12 protein-coding genes and 1 pseudogene are annotated in these 14,770 nt (G+C 29.3%); 12 read left to right on the plus strand and 1 reads right to left on the minus strand.

What is annotated here, in order from left to right; genetic code table 11:
• The first annotated feature begins 91 nt into the window (after positions 1 to 91).
• From Q0649_RS11410 to Q0649_RS11430, 5 genes and pseudogenes are all read left to right on the plus strand, one after another.
• Positions 92 to 1,681, plus strand: a complete 1,590-nt coding sequence (locus Q0649_RS11410) for a bifunctional lysylphosphatidylglycerol flippase/synthetase MprF (protein ID WP_298841788.1) — start codon at positions 92 to 94, stop codon at positions 1,679 to 1,681.
• A 318-nt stretch (positions 1,682 to 1,999) separates the two neighbouring features.
• Entirely contained in the window at positions 2,000 to 3,481 is a 1,482-nt protein-coding gene (locus Q0649_RS11415; RefSeq protein ID WP_298841789.1) for an O-antigen ligase, read from the plus strand.
• Between the two features lie 70 nt (positions 3,482 to 3,551).
• Positions 3,552 to 4,088, plus strand: a complete 537-nt coding sequence (locus Q0649_RS11420) for an undecaprenyl-diphosphatase (RefSeq protein ID WP_298841790.1) — start codon at positions 3,552 to 3,554, stop codon at positions 4,086 to 4,088.
• 568 nt (positions 4,089 to 4,656) lie between these two features.
• On the plus strand, positions 4,657 to 4,836 hold the full coding sequence (locus Q0649_RS11425; protein WP_298841791.1) for a hypothetical protein: 180 nt from the start codon (positions 4,657 to 4,659) through the stop codon (positions 4,834 to 4,836).
• 20 nt (positions 4,837 to 4,856) lie between these two features.
• Positions 4,857 to 5,018: pseudogene (locus tag Q0649_RS11430) on the plus strand (transposase); the annotation flags it as partial.
• 223 nt (positions 5,019 to 5,241) lie between these two features.
• Here Q0649_RS11430 and Q0649_RS11435 read toward each other — a convergent pair.
• Positions 5,242 to 5,697 carry a hypothetical protein gene (locus Q0649_RS11435; protein ID WP_367179375.1) on the minus strand — a complete coding sequence of 152 codons (456 nt, stop codon included), beginning with the start codon at positions 5,695 to 5,697 and terminating at the stop codon, positions 5,242 to 5,244.
• 746 nt (positions 5,698 to 6,443) lie between these two features.
• Here Q0649_RS11435 and Q0649_RS11440 point away from each other — a divergent pair.
• The 7 genes from Q0649_RS11440 to Q0649_RS11470 all read left to right on the plus strand — a co-directional run.
• Positions 6,444 to 7,532 (plus strand): lysylphosphatidylglycerol synthase transmembrane domain-containing protein, encoded by a 1,089-nt coding sequence (locus tag Q0649_RS11440; RefSeq protein ID WP_298841794.1) that lies wholly within the window; start codon positions 6,444 to 6,446, stop codon positions 7,530 to 7,532.
• 31 nt (positions 7,533 to 7,563) lie between these two features.
• A complete protein-coding gene (locus Q0649_RS11445) occupies positions 7,564 to 9,777 on the plus strand; it encodes a glycosyltransferase (RefSeq protein ID WP_298841797.1) in 2,214 nt (737 codons plus the stop codon).
• The gene (locus tag Q0649_RS11450) at positions 9,774 to 10,388 is read left to right on the plus strand and encodes a lysophospholipid acyltransferase family protein (RefSeq protein ID WP_298841800.1); all 615 of its coding nucleotides are present in this window, start codon (positions 9,774 to 9,776) and stop codon (positions 10,386 to 10,388) included. The genes Q0649_RS11445 and Q0649_RS11450 overlap by 4 nt, the downstream gene beginning before the upstream one ends.
• 276 nt (positions 10,389 to 10,664) lie before the next feature.
• Complete coding sequence (murQ, locus tag Q0649_RS11455; RefSeq protein WP_298841803.1) at positions 10,665 to 11,570, plus strand: N-acetylmuramic acid 6-phosphate etherase; 906 nt, start codon at positions 10,665 to 10,667, stop codon at positions 11,568 to 11,570.
• 15 nt (positions 11,571 to 11,585) lie between these two features.
• Positions 11,586 to 12,947 (plus strand): PTS transporter subunit EIIC, encoded by a 1,362-nt coding sequence (locus tag Q0649_RS11460; RefSeq protein ID WP_298841805.1) that lies wholly within the window; start codon positions 11,586 to 11,588, stop codon positions 12,945 to 12,947.
• 54 nt (positions 12,948 to 13,001) lie between these two features.
• Complete coding sequence (locus tag Q0649_RS11465; RefSeq protein ID WP_298841807.1) at positions 13,002 to 14,081, plus strand: MupG family TIM beta-alpha barrel fold protein; 1,080 nt, start codon at positions 13,002 to 13,004, stop codon at positions 14,079 to 14,081.
• Positions 14,082 to 14,107: 26 nt separating this feature from the next.
• Positions 14,108 to 14,770: MurR/RpiR family transcriptional regulator (locus tag Q0649_RS11470; RefSeq protein ID WP_298841809.1), on the plus strand; the 663-nt coding region annotated here is incomplete at its 3' end.

The raw sequence follows: 14,770 nt of genomic DNA on the forward strand, positions 1-14,770 counted from the left end.
ATCATAAAAAGGTTGAAATTAAAAAATGCGACAACTATGTTGACAAATTCCGGTACTGCATAGAACAATTTCTGTTATTACAGGAGTTGTATTGGTATTTACAAGTTATAGACTTTACAAAAGGATGACAATGGCATGGGTAATTTCAATATGTATGCTGTCTGTTTCAATGTTAATGCATATAATTAACTTACACAGTTTATTTAATCCTGCTATTATTGTTGAATTTATTGTGATCATTATTTTGTCTTTTAATTATAAAAAATTTAAGAGAGCGTCTGATCCAATAAGGCTAAGGAAAAGTATGTTTCTTTGTTTTATAGTTATATTTTTAATTATTATTAATATGTGGTTTGTAGCTTATGAAGTAAATATTAGATTTTTAACAGTAAACATATTGGGCTATACTGTTTTGCGTACTTTGAGAATGCTATTTTTATCTGATTTTTCTACTTTAGGACAGTTATCAACAAGGGAACTGGTCTTTATAAAGACTGAAATAGCGATAAACTGGACGGGGATTTTAGCTGCAATTTTTCTTATTTTAAAACCACTTGTTTATCAGCCTTTTGTAACTGCATTTGACAAAGAGAAGGTAAGAAAATTGCTTTACAAATACGGCGAAAATTCTCTTTCATATGTTGCACTTGAAGATGATAAAAGATATTATTTTGGGCATATTGTTGAAGGTGTTATAGTCTACACAATAGCTACAGGCGTTGCAGTATGTGCAGGAGATCCAATATGTGATGAGCTTGACATGCCTTTACTTATAACGGAATTTATAACGTATTCCAAACAAAATGATTTTGATATATGTTTTTGCCATACACTAGAAAAGCATATCCCAGTATATACTTTTCTTGGGTTTGGTAAAACAAAGTGTGGTGAAGAAGCTATGTTTGATCTTGAGACATATAACTTAGAGGGAGGTAAGGTAGCTAAAATAAGAAATGCTATAAATCATGCTTCTACTTTAGGTATTACGATATCAGAATATAAGCCACTAGAGAAAAGAGATAAATTAATTGAACAGCAAATTAATGATGTTTCAGATGAATGGCTTAAAGATAAAAGCAGTAGTGAATTGTCTTTTATGTTGGGAACAATATCACTTGATAATCCTATGGGCAGAAGATATTTTGTAGCTTACAATAATAAAAAAAGTATGCTTGGGTTTATTGTATTTTCTCCTTTTGCTGGAGGAAAGGGTTATTTAGCAGATATTACGAGGCGAAGGAATGATGCTCCTATTGGGGTCATGGAAAAAATTACAGTTGAGGCTTTTAGTAAGATGAAACTAGAGGGAGTAAAGTGGGGTACATTAGGTTTGGCACCACTTGTGAATGCTACAGATGAGGCTGGAGTAACTGGTAAATTATTTGAATTTATATATGAAAAACTTAATAGTTTTTATGGATTTAAAGGTTTATACCATTATAAGAAAAAATACAATCCTACAGTTTGGGAAAATAGGTATATAGTATATTATCCTAAATTGTTTACACCTAAAATTGCATACTCAATAATAAAAGCTCAAAATCCGAAAGGGGTAAGTGATTTTATTCTTGTACAACTCAAATCTATTTTAATGGATAGTGAGCAAAGAGGTTGGAGAGGTTGGGTACATGTTAATGAGGCTATCGATAAATACTACAAAAAAAACAAAAAGTTAAAATGAAAGGAGGATTAAATTATGGGGTTACATGCAATTCTAGGCGGTTGGGTATATTAAAATCTATTAAAAAAAGCCCACTATAATTTTTATTATATTGGGTTCTTTTTCATATTTTTGTTTTTAATTTAATTTAAAACGAACTATATTATGACGCAATGCATCTATAATTGTTATTGCTGATCAATTTTTTAAGTATATATAGTATTAATGAAGTATAATATGATTCTGGACCATCATCAAAGGTTAAGACTATAGTTTTATAAGGAAAAATGCGTATAAAATATAATTTCAAAATACGAAAAACCATATTGGAGGATGAAAATGAAACTTACGAAGGAACTTCAAGATTACTATAATTATTTAAAAAAGTATTTTTCTATAATTATAGGATTATATATAATTATAGAAATAGGACTATTTATAAAGATTGGTACATCAAATGTTCTTATGTTTCTAAGTAGCATATTTGTAACCTTATTTGTAATTTGTAGCCTGATATTAATGTTTAAAGATTTTGTTACAGCAAGTAAAATTTACGCCATTACAATACCAATAATACCTATGCTATTGTATATTATGAATAGGCTACATTTAGCTGGGATAGGCCAAGTGGTATATATAGCTTACTTTGCTATATATTTAATTACAATGATTCGTGAATATAAAAATGGTGAATTTGACTTTTCAGGACTTATATCTAAATATAGCAAGATAAGTATACTATATGTTGTATTGTTAATAATCGCGGCCATATCTTCCATAAGAAGTATTCATGTCTTAGAAGCATTTAAACTAGTGCTGCTTAGTATGGTTACAATGATGACTTATAGCATTGGAATGCTTTGTTATAAGAAGAAAAATAAGGAGCTTTATAAAGATATACTGTTTTATTTATGTGTAGGAGTCACATTATCATCAATACCAGATATAATTGTTTCAATATATAATTTAATTTTTAGGCAAGAGAATCAGCACCTTTATGGGGTACTCGGTAGTAATTTTATGCTTGGATATACTATAATAGCAATGCCATTTATAGTGCTCTATGCTCTAAATAAAGAGCTATCAGAAAAATATAATAAAGCATATAAATTATTATTATTGATACAAATAATTAATTTCAGTACTCAAAAATCAAGAGGAATACTTCTAACACTAGCTATAAGCTTCATCATTATCTTTATCATTGATATAAAGAATTGGAAAAAATATTTGCTGATTTCTATTGTTTTATTTTCTTCTATGACCTTTAATGTTATGCATAGGTGGGATGTGGAGCAAATTTCAGGAGATATTAAAATACACAGTATTGGAACTGTTGTTAGCAATAAGACAAAAATATGGGATAGATTAATAAGTCAGACGAAGAATAGAAACCCTATATGGGCGTTATCTTTAGGAATGATCAGAGAACATGAGTACTTTGGTGTGGGACCAGGACATTTTAAGTATTACTATACGCAATATGGTGGGAATCCTAAAAAACCGTATATAGATGCTCATAATACAATACTTGATTTAGCTACTGAGTTTGGGGTTATATTCACATCTATTTTTATGATAGCATGGTTAGGTGGTTTATTAAAGTCAGTATTAGATATTATTAAAAATAAAAACAATGCTTTTAAGGAATTTAAGTGGCCAGGAATTATTGGTATTTCATGTCTATTGGTTTATGGAAATATTACGGGGCAATCTTTTATGGGCTCAGTAAATCCAGTAAGTGTAGTTCCTGCTTTTGTTTTTACTGTAGTTATGATATTAATGATATATTCAGAAGGGGAAGTGCTAACAAAGAGGTAAGACAGTTATAATTTAAAATATAATGAGAGCTGTTCATTATTCAGCAAATATTATAAAGGGGATAGTTAAAATGAACATGGAAATTTTTAGGATGATAAATAATTTAGCAAATAAAAGCACTATTTTAGATAAGACAATGATTTTCTTTTCTCAATATGTACCTTATATATTTATGGCAGTTATTGTAATAGTGTTTATTTTAGGGATTAAACAAAAGAAATCTGAATATAGAAAAATAGCTGTTAGTGCAGTTGTTCTAACAGCTATTAATTTAATCCTAAATTTAATCATTAGAAGTATATTTTATGTGGATAGACCTTTTGTTCATAATAAGGTGAATTTATTATTGCCTCACGATACAGCTTCATCCTTTCCAAGTAACCATGCTGCGGGAACAATGAGTATAGCTTTAAGTTTAGGTAAATACAATAGATTACTTGGAATGATAATGACAATACTATCAATAATTGTAAGCTTTTCAAGAGTGTATGTTGGACACCATTATCCCATGGATATTATAGGAGCATATATAATTGTTTTTGCAACAAGTTATATTTATAACTTTAAATTAAGAAGTAAGGTCGAGCATTTATATGGAATAGTTTAAAAGAAAATAGCAATAAAATTAGGGCTTAAATCATTATACAACGAAGATTAGTTACGTTAAGATAATATGAGGGGATCTAATCTAACTACTTATATATTATTGGAAACCACCTATTTACAACAATATTAAGCGTAAATAAATATGAAAAGTATATCCTTTAATGGCTGAAATGGGAGTAATTTATTATGAAACTTGAAAACAAAAACGATACTGAAGTATCCAGAATTTATTCTATCTTAGTTGCGCTGTGTGTAGCCACTCCAGTTCTAGCACTCGTTGGGATTAAAATACTGTTAACAACTATGTAACTCGTGATTATAACTACAAAAGCACAATAAATCATTAAAATAAATAATATAAAATATAGTAGCGAACTAATGATCTTCAAAGTGATATTGTATGGTATATTAACATATGTAATATAGTTCATTAAATATATAAACTATAAATGAATATTTAATGGCATAGTTAATGTTCTAGAAAACAAACTATAATTATGAGGTGATAATAATGGATGAGAAAATGGTTTCTTTACTAAACCAGTATTTAGAAGGACAAAAAAACAGATTTGAAAATTGATAGGCTTGAAAAAAAATTAGATTTGGTTGTCGAACAAACAGAAGATTTAATAAAAATTAAAACTATAGTAAGTAGCAAATTAGAAGACATTAAATATAATTTAAGTAATTTTAAATCCGTAACATCCAGTAACGAGAAGGACATAGCAAAATTTAAAACAGTTAAATAAAATAAAAGGGGTTAAACTAATTTAAATATTTAATTTTGAAAGTAATCTATGAATTGTCTGATGAAGATGTCGTTGAAAGAGCTTTGTATGACATGTCATTTAAATATTTTCTGAATTTAGCCCCAGAAGAAACATATTTAATAAACTCAAGTACATTAACTAAATTTAGAAAGCTTTGCCTTTAAAGACATAGGGCTTTCTTAACTTAAATATAAAAAATATAAAGCATGAAATATCCAAAAACATGGGTATTTCATGCTTTTTCTGTTCAACCCTAAAAACTTTACTGAAAAAAGAGTGCTTTTTTCAGTGGCCTCAATTTAATGTGGGGGGGATTTTTATGCCTAAACAAATTAATTTCTTTATCACACATATTGTTTATTGGTTCAACATTAAAGGTATCAACTAGGATGAGACATGTTCAGCGTTATTAACATTTTTTCGGGTGAACGTGAGGTAGCCAACAAGGCTAAGAATTATAATCGTTAAGCCAAGACTGACAGGTCCAGTTCCGAGTCCAAGACCGCCACGATTATGAGATACTCCCATCCAGTCAGCAAACGATGCGCCGAGAGGCCTTGTAATTATATAAGCGAACCAGTAGTCCGGAATTTCACTTAGACCAAACACCCAGTATGACAGAGCTGGTATAAAAATTAGTAGGACAAATAGCACACCAGAGAATAGATAGCCCAAGTGTAGGGTAATCGCTGTCATGTCTCCTGCAGCGGTACCTAGTGCAAATGTTGTTAATATGGTAATCCAATAAAAAACTTCACGAGGACGGGTGTAGATACTATGTATAGACAAAGTCTTCTCACTCTCATACCAGGTTGCGAAGATAATTGCAAGCACCACCACAAAAAACGTGGTCGAGACAAGGTATGGAATTATTCTCCATTGACTCCTTTCATATGATAGCTTGAGACTGCAACCTATATATTTTTACAAAAATATAAAAGATTAAGATCTTCTTGAAGATAAGCATATTAAACCTACTATAACAATTAATAATCCTAAAATTGCAGGTAATCCCATAATATCCACCCCTTTTTCGTTTAAACAATTATATTTAGTATTAACATATTAGCGTAAATGATTTTTTGAATAAATTGTGTACTATTTAAGAAAAATCAAATGAAAATACTTTAAATATAACAAGATTTAAATTTTAAGAACTATTATAATTAGTCAAAAGTAATATTAACTTAGATTATAATATCCTAATTATATGTACTGATATATAACATCTGATGATAATGAACAGTTTTCATTATATTTTTCATTATAGATATATAAGATTAATTTTACATTAAAAAGCTCTTAGATTTACATTAAAAAATTCTAGATCTGTCATCCATTGTTATATTTTTTTGATTTTTTATCGTATTTATAGCTGATTATAAAATGATGAAGCAGATGCTTAGGATATTCATTGATAATAGTAGTAAATTTACAGCAGAAAAAGGGAGAATAGATATTAGATATTTTCATAAGTCTGCTTTCATTGTAAAATACGTTCTACAATGGTGCTTTTTACCATATATTATATGTTGATTAGTATAGTATGAAGGTGTAATTACCATCATAAATCAAGGAGAATAAACATGAAAAAACTCAAATTAAATGTCGATTTGAATCATAATAATTATATAATTACAAGAACAAAAATATTAACGTATTCTATTCTCACACTTGTTTTTATTGTCACCTCGTATTTGTCTGTATTATTTATACAAAAACATTTTGGTGACAAAACACTATTTCTTTCATTTAAATTTTTATCTCCTATTATATTATTAGAACTTGGTATTTTATTAGTTTTTTATTTCCTTTTAGATGCTTTAAGATTTTTGTATGTTTTTAAAACTCTACAAATCAATGTTACTCTTGTATATCTTATTAAGCTTACATTCATAAATATATTTTTATCCAATATAACTCCTTTTGCTACTGGAGGTGGTTTTGCTCAAATATACTTTTTAAATAAAAAAGATGTTTCAATTGGTGATGCTACTGCAGCGACTACTATAAAAACTATTTTGCCTCTTATCTTTTTCTTTATCATAACACCAATTATTTTAATAATGGATAAAGCTATTTTTAAAATTGTTCCAAGTGGTAATAATTTGATTTATATCTTAGGGTTAGTCCTTGCATATATCTTAACTGCTTACGGCATTTATAAAATACTGACCAATACAAATATAATAAAAATAATGCTATCAAAAGTACTGGTTTTACTACAAAACATAAATATCATATCAAAAAGTAAGGCGGAAAAATATACAAATAATAGTTTTTTAGAAATTGATACCTTTGCTCTAAGCGTTAAAAAATTTTTAAAAGGTAATAAAAAATATATAATATTATCCATAATATATATGATTTTGTACCTATTTACATTATTTATGATTCCAGTTATTCTCATTAGAGGACTTAACTCTAGCATTTCAATAATTCAAATTATTTCAATACAAACAGTATTAACTTTCGTCACATATTTTGCACCTACCCCTGGAGCTACTGGCGTTGCTGAAGGTGGATTTACATTGATGTTTTCAAATTTCGTAGAAAAGAATGATATAGTATCATTAACATTTTTATGGCGATTTTTCACAATGTATTTAGGGATGTTAGTAGGTCTAATAATATTTTATTTAGAGATAGTTAAAAATAAGCGACCAAGGAAATGATTTAATATAGAGCGATTTAGGAGGCAACTTTATGAGGAAGAAAAGAAATTTAAAAGTGTTATTGTTTCTAGATATTGTTTTATTATTAATGATTATTTCTTATAAGAGCTATTTATTTATCTTTGAACCTGATAATGTTTCAACTAATATTAATAATATACAAAAATTGAACCTGATAAATACAAAAGATGGAATTTCTTTTGCAGTAATGGGGAATATAAAAAGTTCTATAGATATATTTGATAAAAAGATAGTTAAAAAAATAAATGATGATAAAAGTATAGATTTGGCTATTTCTACAGGAAACGCTGTAATAGATGGGGAGGAAGACAAATATAGAATACTCAATAAAAGTTTAAATAAAATACAAATTCCAACTATTATTGGAATAGGTGACAATGAAACTTCACATAATGGGTCTTCAAGATTTTATCATCATTATGGTCCTTATTATTTTTCTTATAGTGTAAATAATGTTTACTTTATTTTTTTAGATACAACTGGAGTAACGTCTGAGAAGTGGCAAAGAAAATGGTTAGTAGATGAAATGATTAATAGTGGTAAATATAAGTATAAGTTTGTAATTATGAATACACCACCATTTAAACTTGTAAATACTAAATCACTTAATAAATCATATTGTGATTTTTTAACAGATGCTTTTTCAAAATATAAAATAAATGCAGTATTCACCTCTGGTAAGGAGGTTTTTAATAATAGAAAAATTAAAAATGTTCAATATTTTATAAGTGGTGGTGCTGGTGGAGCATTACTTCTTAATAATCAAAATAGTTTTTATCACTATATTAGAGTAAACATAAAAAATAATAAAGTAGCTTATAATGTTATAAATGAAGATAAACCATCAAATTTAGTTGTTTTGCGTATTTTAAGAAATATTTGGTTTTATGTACATTCAATTTTCTACTTGGAGTTTTTCAACTTTATGTTAATACTAGGTATTCTTATATTTTTAGCGTTCGTTATTAATTATAGAGTAAGCAAAATTGTTAATTATTATAATGAATCTGATGAAGAAGTGGAAGATGTTAAAATTAAGGAAAAACTAAATATTGCTATGTTTACTAATAATTATTTACCATTTATTGGAGGAGTTCCGATTTCAATTACAAGGCTCGCAAAAGGGCTTCGTAAAAAAGGGCATAAAGTAGTAATATTTGCTCCTAGGTATCCGCTTAAAACCCTAGAGGATGCTAATGTAATTAGATGTAATTTATTAATTTATTATAAGACTAAGCCCTTTGATTTTCCTATAGTTAATATTTTTTCTCCACAGTTAGAGAAAATGTTTTTGGCAGAAGATTTTGATGTTATTCATGTGCACCACCCATTTTGGATGGGATCAAAAGGACTTGAACTTGGTAATAAATATGGAGTTCCAGTAATTTTAACTTATCATACTAGGCTTGAAAAATATGCTCATAATTTACCGATTTTAAAACAAACCTTTGAAAATATAGTTTCTCATAAATTGATTCGTATATTTTCTCAAAAATGCGATGCTATACTTGCACCAACTAATTCTGCGAGAGACTACTTAGAAAATATCGGTGTAAGTAGAGATAAAACTGTTTTACCTACAGGAGTCGATTTTGATTTTTATAAAAATATAGACATTAATTGCGTAAAACTTATCCGAAATAAATATAGTAGTAAAAACGGAGTGATTTTATGCTCAGTTTCCCGTTTAACGCAGGAAAAAAATATTTATTTTTTATTGGATGGAATAAAATGTATAAAGAATAATTCCAAAGTTGATTTTAAGTGCATTATTATAGGAGATGGGCCCGAAAAGGAGAATATATTAAAAACTATAGAGAAGCAAGGTTTAAAAGATACAGTAAGCCTACTAGGGTCACTAAGTCCACAGGAGGTTTGCATGTATTATATGGCTTCAGATATTTTTGTTTTTAGTTCAAGGTCAGAAACTCAAGGCATGGTTATATTAGAAGCAATGGCTGGTAAATGTCCTGTTGTAGCCGTTGCTTCAAGTGGAATAGATGATATCATTCATAATGAATATAATGGGTTTAAGACTAAAGCTGATTTAAGTTTGTGGTCAGAAAAAGTTATTTATTTAATGGAAAGTCCTAAAATATTAAAAGATATGTCTCAAAACGCCTATGACTTTGCCAATAAGTTTTCACTAGAAGTTATGGCAGAAACCACTGTGAAGGTATACCGTAAGGCAATAATTCATAAAAAAAGAGGTGACCATAGATGAGTAAAATAGCTTATTTTTTTGGTAAACTTACTACACTCATTTCTATTTATTATATCCAATTTGTGTATAAAACTAGCAAAATAATTTCTACTGGTAAGTATGCTTTTTTAGAATCTGCTCATGCTGAAAAATTTATTGTAGTATTTTGGCATGGTGATAGTTATTCACTATATCCTTACCTTAGTGGAAAAGATCTCTACGTAATTACTACGAAGAATGGAAGAGGAGATTATATTAACTTGATATGTAACCATTTTGGATATAAGACAATTCGAGTACCTGATAAAAGTGAGGGCGGAAACTTTTTGTTTAAAATAAAAAGGGAAATAAGTGGTCCAAATTGTGCCAATTTAGCAATTACTCTTGACGGACCCTTAGGTCCTTATCATGAAGCAAAGCCTTTTCCATTTATTACAGCACACCTTACAAAACGTAAGGTATTACCTATTGCAATAAAATGCAAAAGAAAAATACAATTAAAAGGTAGATGGGACAATTTCACTATTCCTCTCCCTTTTAACACAATAGAAATAGATGTTCATGATCCTTTAGATGTACCTTCTGCAAAAATGATATTTAGGGATCATAAGTATCAACACATTTCTTTATAAAAATTTGAAAGACGAAACTAAAGAGTATGATTTGACATATAGCCTAATAGTTAATGAATATATAGGTAGTTTTAAAAATTTAATAGAATATTCAAATAAGAGATACACAAATTATATTGTGTATCTTTATTATATTAAGTGTCTAATTATTTTTATAATTGAAATAAAATAAAATGTTTTAATAAATAGCTTGAAACATAATTTCAAAAATGTTAGTATGAGGTTGTAAAATAAAACGTTTTCAAAACAAAAACACTGATTAATTTAGGAGGTAATATGGATAATTTAAATTTGAAAAAACTAACAACAGAGAGTAGAAATAAAAATACCATGGACATAGATACGGTTTCAACCTTAGAAATGGTGAAAATAATAAATAATGAAGATAAAAAGGTAGCAGAGGCTGTGGAAAAGGAACTTCCTAAAATAGCACTAGCCATAGATAGCATAGCCAAAAGAATGCATAAAGGTGGGAGATTAATTTATATCGGTGCAGGGACTTCAGGAAGACTTGGTATTTTAGATGCATCGGAATGTCCACCTACCTTTGGGACACCAGAAGAACTGGTACAAGGGATAATAGCCGGAGGAAAGGAAGCAATCTTTAGAGCAATAGAAGGGGCTGAAGATTCTAAGCAGCTCGCCCAAGCAGATTTAAAAAGTAAAGGACTAACAGAGAATGATACCGTAGTAGGACTTGCAGCATCAGGTAGAACGCCATATGTAATAGGGGGACTTGAGTATGCAAATGAAATAGGGGCATTAACCATTTCAGTTACTTGTAATGCTAATTCAAAGGTTTCAGAGGTAGCAAAAATATCAATATCACCAGTAGTTGGAGCTGAAGTTGTAACAGGTTCCACAAGACTTAAATCAGGAACGGCTCAAAAACTGGTATTAAATATGTTATCAACAGGAGCTATGATAAAGCTGGGTAAAGTATATGGCAATCTTATGGTAGATGTAAAATCAACTAATGAAAAACTAACGCAGAGGGCTAAATTAATAGTATGCGAGGCAACAGGATTAGATATTGAAGAAGCAACAGAAGTATTAAGTAAAACAAATTTTGATGTAAAGCTTGCAATATTTATGATATTATCAAAACTTAATAAGCAGCAGGCAAGAATTAGATTAGACAAAAATAAAGGATATATAGCAAAAGCTTTAAAAAATAATTAAGAGGGGGAAAGTATTATGACAAATAAAGATATAGCTAAAAATTTAGTCCAGTTAGTTGGGGGAAAAAGTAATATTATATCTGTTATAAATTGTATGACCCGTTGTAGGTTTCACCTTAAAGATTTTTCAAAGGCAAGAATAGAAGAAATAAAAAAATCAGAAGGAGCTCTTGGGGTAGTCCAGGCTGAGGGAGAGTTACAAGTTATTTATGGCCCAGGTAAGGTAAATAAGGTAACTGAGGAAGTAAATAAAATAATTGAAAAAAGTGTACTTCTTGGTGAAGATGCAGTAGCAGAAACTAAGGGTAAATTAAAACAAAAGAATAATACTAAATTTAAAAATATACTTAAAAGATTGGGAAGCATTTTTATTCCTTTAATACCATTATTCGTAGCATGTGGACTAATTCTTGCGATAAACAATATAGCAGGAGTCTATTTTGGAGATGAATATAAAACTACAACTGCAGCTAAAATAATAGGACTTATAGGTAATGGTGTATTCTCGATATTATCAATCCTAGTTGGTGTAAATGCAGCTAAGGAATTTGGTTCACAAATGCCAATGATGGGCGGAGTATTAGGTGGTATTCTCTCATCAGCAGACCTTGCAAAGATAACTCTTTTTGGCAAAGCATTAACTCCAGGACGTGGAGGAATTATTTCAGTAATAATAGTAGTAGTTTTAGCGTGCTTTATTGAAAAGACTTGTAGAAAGTTTGTACCAGATATATTAGATTTATTCCTTACACCATTTCTTACACTTACGATATCAGTTATAGCGGCATTATGTATACTTCAACCAATTGGAGGGTTTATTTCTGATAGTATAGGAATAGTTGTAGCACAAACAATAGCTTCAAACAATATATTTGTTTCAGTTATTTCAGGAGGAATATCAGGAGCGTTATTCTTACCTCTTGTTATGACAGGAATGCATCAAGCATTAACTCCAATACATGCAGATTTAATAGCTAATGTAGGATTTACAGTATTACTTCCAGTACTTGCAACTGCTGGAATGTCACAGGTAGGGGCTACTATAGCAGTCCTTAGAAAAACAAAAAATGAAAGGCTAAAGAAAGTAGCTAAAAATGGATTAGTACCAGGATTTTTAGGAATAGGGGAACCCTTAATATATGGAGTAACATTACCACTTGGAAAGCCATTTCTAGGAGCTTGCCTTGAAGCAGGATTAGGCGGAGCGGTTATGGCAATGTTTAAGGTTGGAGCCGTTGCAATAGGCGTATCGGGACTACCACTCGCATTATTAATTGCAAATGGTAAAATGGGATTATTCTTAATAGGTGTAGTGGTATCATATATAGGTGGATATTTCTTTACTAGCATATTGGGTTTTGAAGATCCAGTGGATTAACAATTTAAAAGAGACCTTCACGGGTCTCTTTTAATAATTAGAAGGAGGGATTTTATGAGTTACGGTATTTCAATTTATTTTGGGCTAGATAATACAAAAGAGGAGAATATAAGATTATTAAAGGAGGCTCATAAGCTTAAATTCATTAGAATATTTACCTCATTTCAGATACCAGAGGCAAATTATAGTATTTTAAAGACTGAGGCACAAGAATTTTTCAAGTTAGCTAAAGAATATGATATGGATATAATAACTGATATATCTCCAAATACATTTAATCTTTTAGATTTAAAGGATATGGATTTGAGTGGACTTAGCGATATGGGGGTTAAGACTATAAGAATAGATTTTGGGTATAGAGAAGAAGAAATATCTAAAATGACTAATAACCCTTATGGAATCAAAATCCAGTTAAATGCATCAACAGTAACTGAAAAATTTTTTGAAAAATTAGATATATATTTACCTAACTATAAAAATGTTGATGCACTGCATAATTTTTATCCTAGAGTGGGTACGGGTATTTCAGAAGAATGTATGAAAGAAAAAAATGCTATATTAAGTAAAAGGGGAATTATGGTTTCAGCTTTTGTACAATCTAATAATAAAAGGAGAGGTCCGTTATTTGATGGATTACCAACACTTGAGGATCATAGAGGACTCGAGGTACGCGAAGCTGCAAATCATTTATTTGTCCTTGGAAATCAATCTGTATTTATAGGAGATTCACTTCCGAGCATGCAAGAATTAGAAGATTTATCTGGATTACGACCTGATGTGGTAGAGCTTTTTATAGAATTAAAAGAATGCGATAATATAACTTTAAGATTATTAAGTGAAACTTACACCCAAAGGCAAGATGAGGCTAGAGAAGCTATAAGAGCTAGCGAAAGTAGATTACTTCTTAATGGAGATAAAATAAAGTCATTAAATACAGCTAATAAAAGTTATGGAGATATTACTATAGATAACCAGGATTACAAAAGGTATATGGGAGAATTAGAAATATTAAAAGTGGATCAAAAAGGTGATTATAGGACAAATGTTGTAGCATGTGTTTTACAAAAGAATCTTTATCTATTAAAATATATAAAGGGTGGAAAAAAATTTCACTTTAATATTATAAATAAGTAAAATGAAATTTAATAGGATGTGTTTTTATGGATGTATTAAGATACATAAAGCAAAATTATGAAAGCTTTACAGATAGTGAAAAACTAATAGCAAATTATTTATTAGAAACTAAGGAAAGTATCATAACAATGTCAGCTAAGGATCTAGCTAGTATTACTAAAACATCGGCACCAACAGTTGTTAGATTTGCTAAAAAAATGGGCTTTAATAGTTTAAATGAAATGAAACTTAAGCTATCTATAAGTTTAGATAAAATGGAGCAAGCTACTCAGTTTCAATATTTAGAGGGTGATCTAGGAACAAAAAATGTAATTTATACAATAAAAAATTCAATAGATTCAATTATGCAGCAGACAGTTAACTTGTTAAAGGAAGAAGAACTGGATAAGGCAATCGAGTTACTTATTAACGCGAAAAACATATATGTCTATAGTGTTGGTGTATCAGCTTTAGTAGGACAGGATTTTTATTATAAGTTAAGTAGAATAAATAAGAGATGTATATCACACATAGATACCCATTTGCAAATAACAACATCCGTATTAATGCAGCCCGGTGATGTAGCCCTTGCAATATCGTACTCTGGTGAAACAAAAGAAGTTATTGTATGCGCTAAAAATGCAAAAAAGAGGGGAATTCCAGTAATAGCAATAACAAAGGCTAGTATAAATAATAATATAGCTGATTTA

Origin of the sequence: uncultured Clostridium sp., assembly GCF_937920395.1 — a bacterium.
Taxonomy (GTDB): domain Bacteria; phylum Bacillota; class Clostridia; order Clostridiales; family Clostridiaceae; genus Clostridium_AD.

Bases quoted from the DNA above. Each gene is read 5' to 3' on its own strand.
- Q0649_RS11415 (WP_298841789.1), top strand. From the start codon at position 2,000: ATGAAACTTACGAAGGAACTTCAAGATTACTATAATTATTTAAAAAAG.
- Q0649_RS11420 (WP_298841790.1), top strand. From the start codon at position 3,552: ATGAACATGGAAATTTTTAGGATGATAAATAATTTAGCAAATAAAAGC.
- Q0649_RS11440 (WP_298841794.1), top strand. From the start codon at position 6,444: ATGAAAAAACTCAAATTAAATGTCGATTTGAATCATAATAATTATATA.
- Q0649_RS11445 (WP_298841797.1), top strand. From the start codon at position 7,564: ATGAGGAAGAAAAGAAATTTAAAAGTGTTATTGTTTCTAGATATTGTT.
- Q0649_RS11450 (WP_298841800.1), top strand. From the start codon at position 9,774: ATGAGTAAAATAGCTTATTTTTTTGGTAAACTTACTACACTCATTTCT.
- murQ (WP_298841803.1), top strand. From the start codon at position 10,665: ATGGATAATTTAAATTTGAAAAAACTAACAACAGAGAGTAGAAATAAA.
- Q0649_RS11460 (WP_298841805.1), top strand. From the start codon at position 11,586: ATGACAAATAAAGATATAGCTAAAAATTTAGTCCAGTTAGTTGGGGGA.
- Q0649_RS11465 (WP_298841807.1), top strand. From the start codon at position 13,002: ATGAGTTACGGTATTTCAATTTATTTTGGGCTAGATAATACAAAAGAG.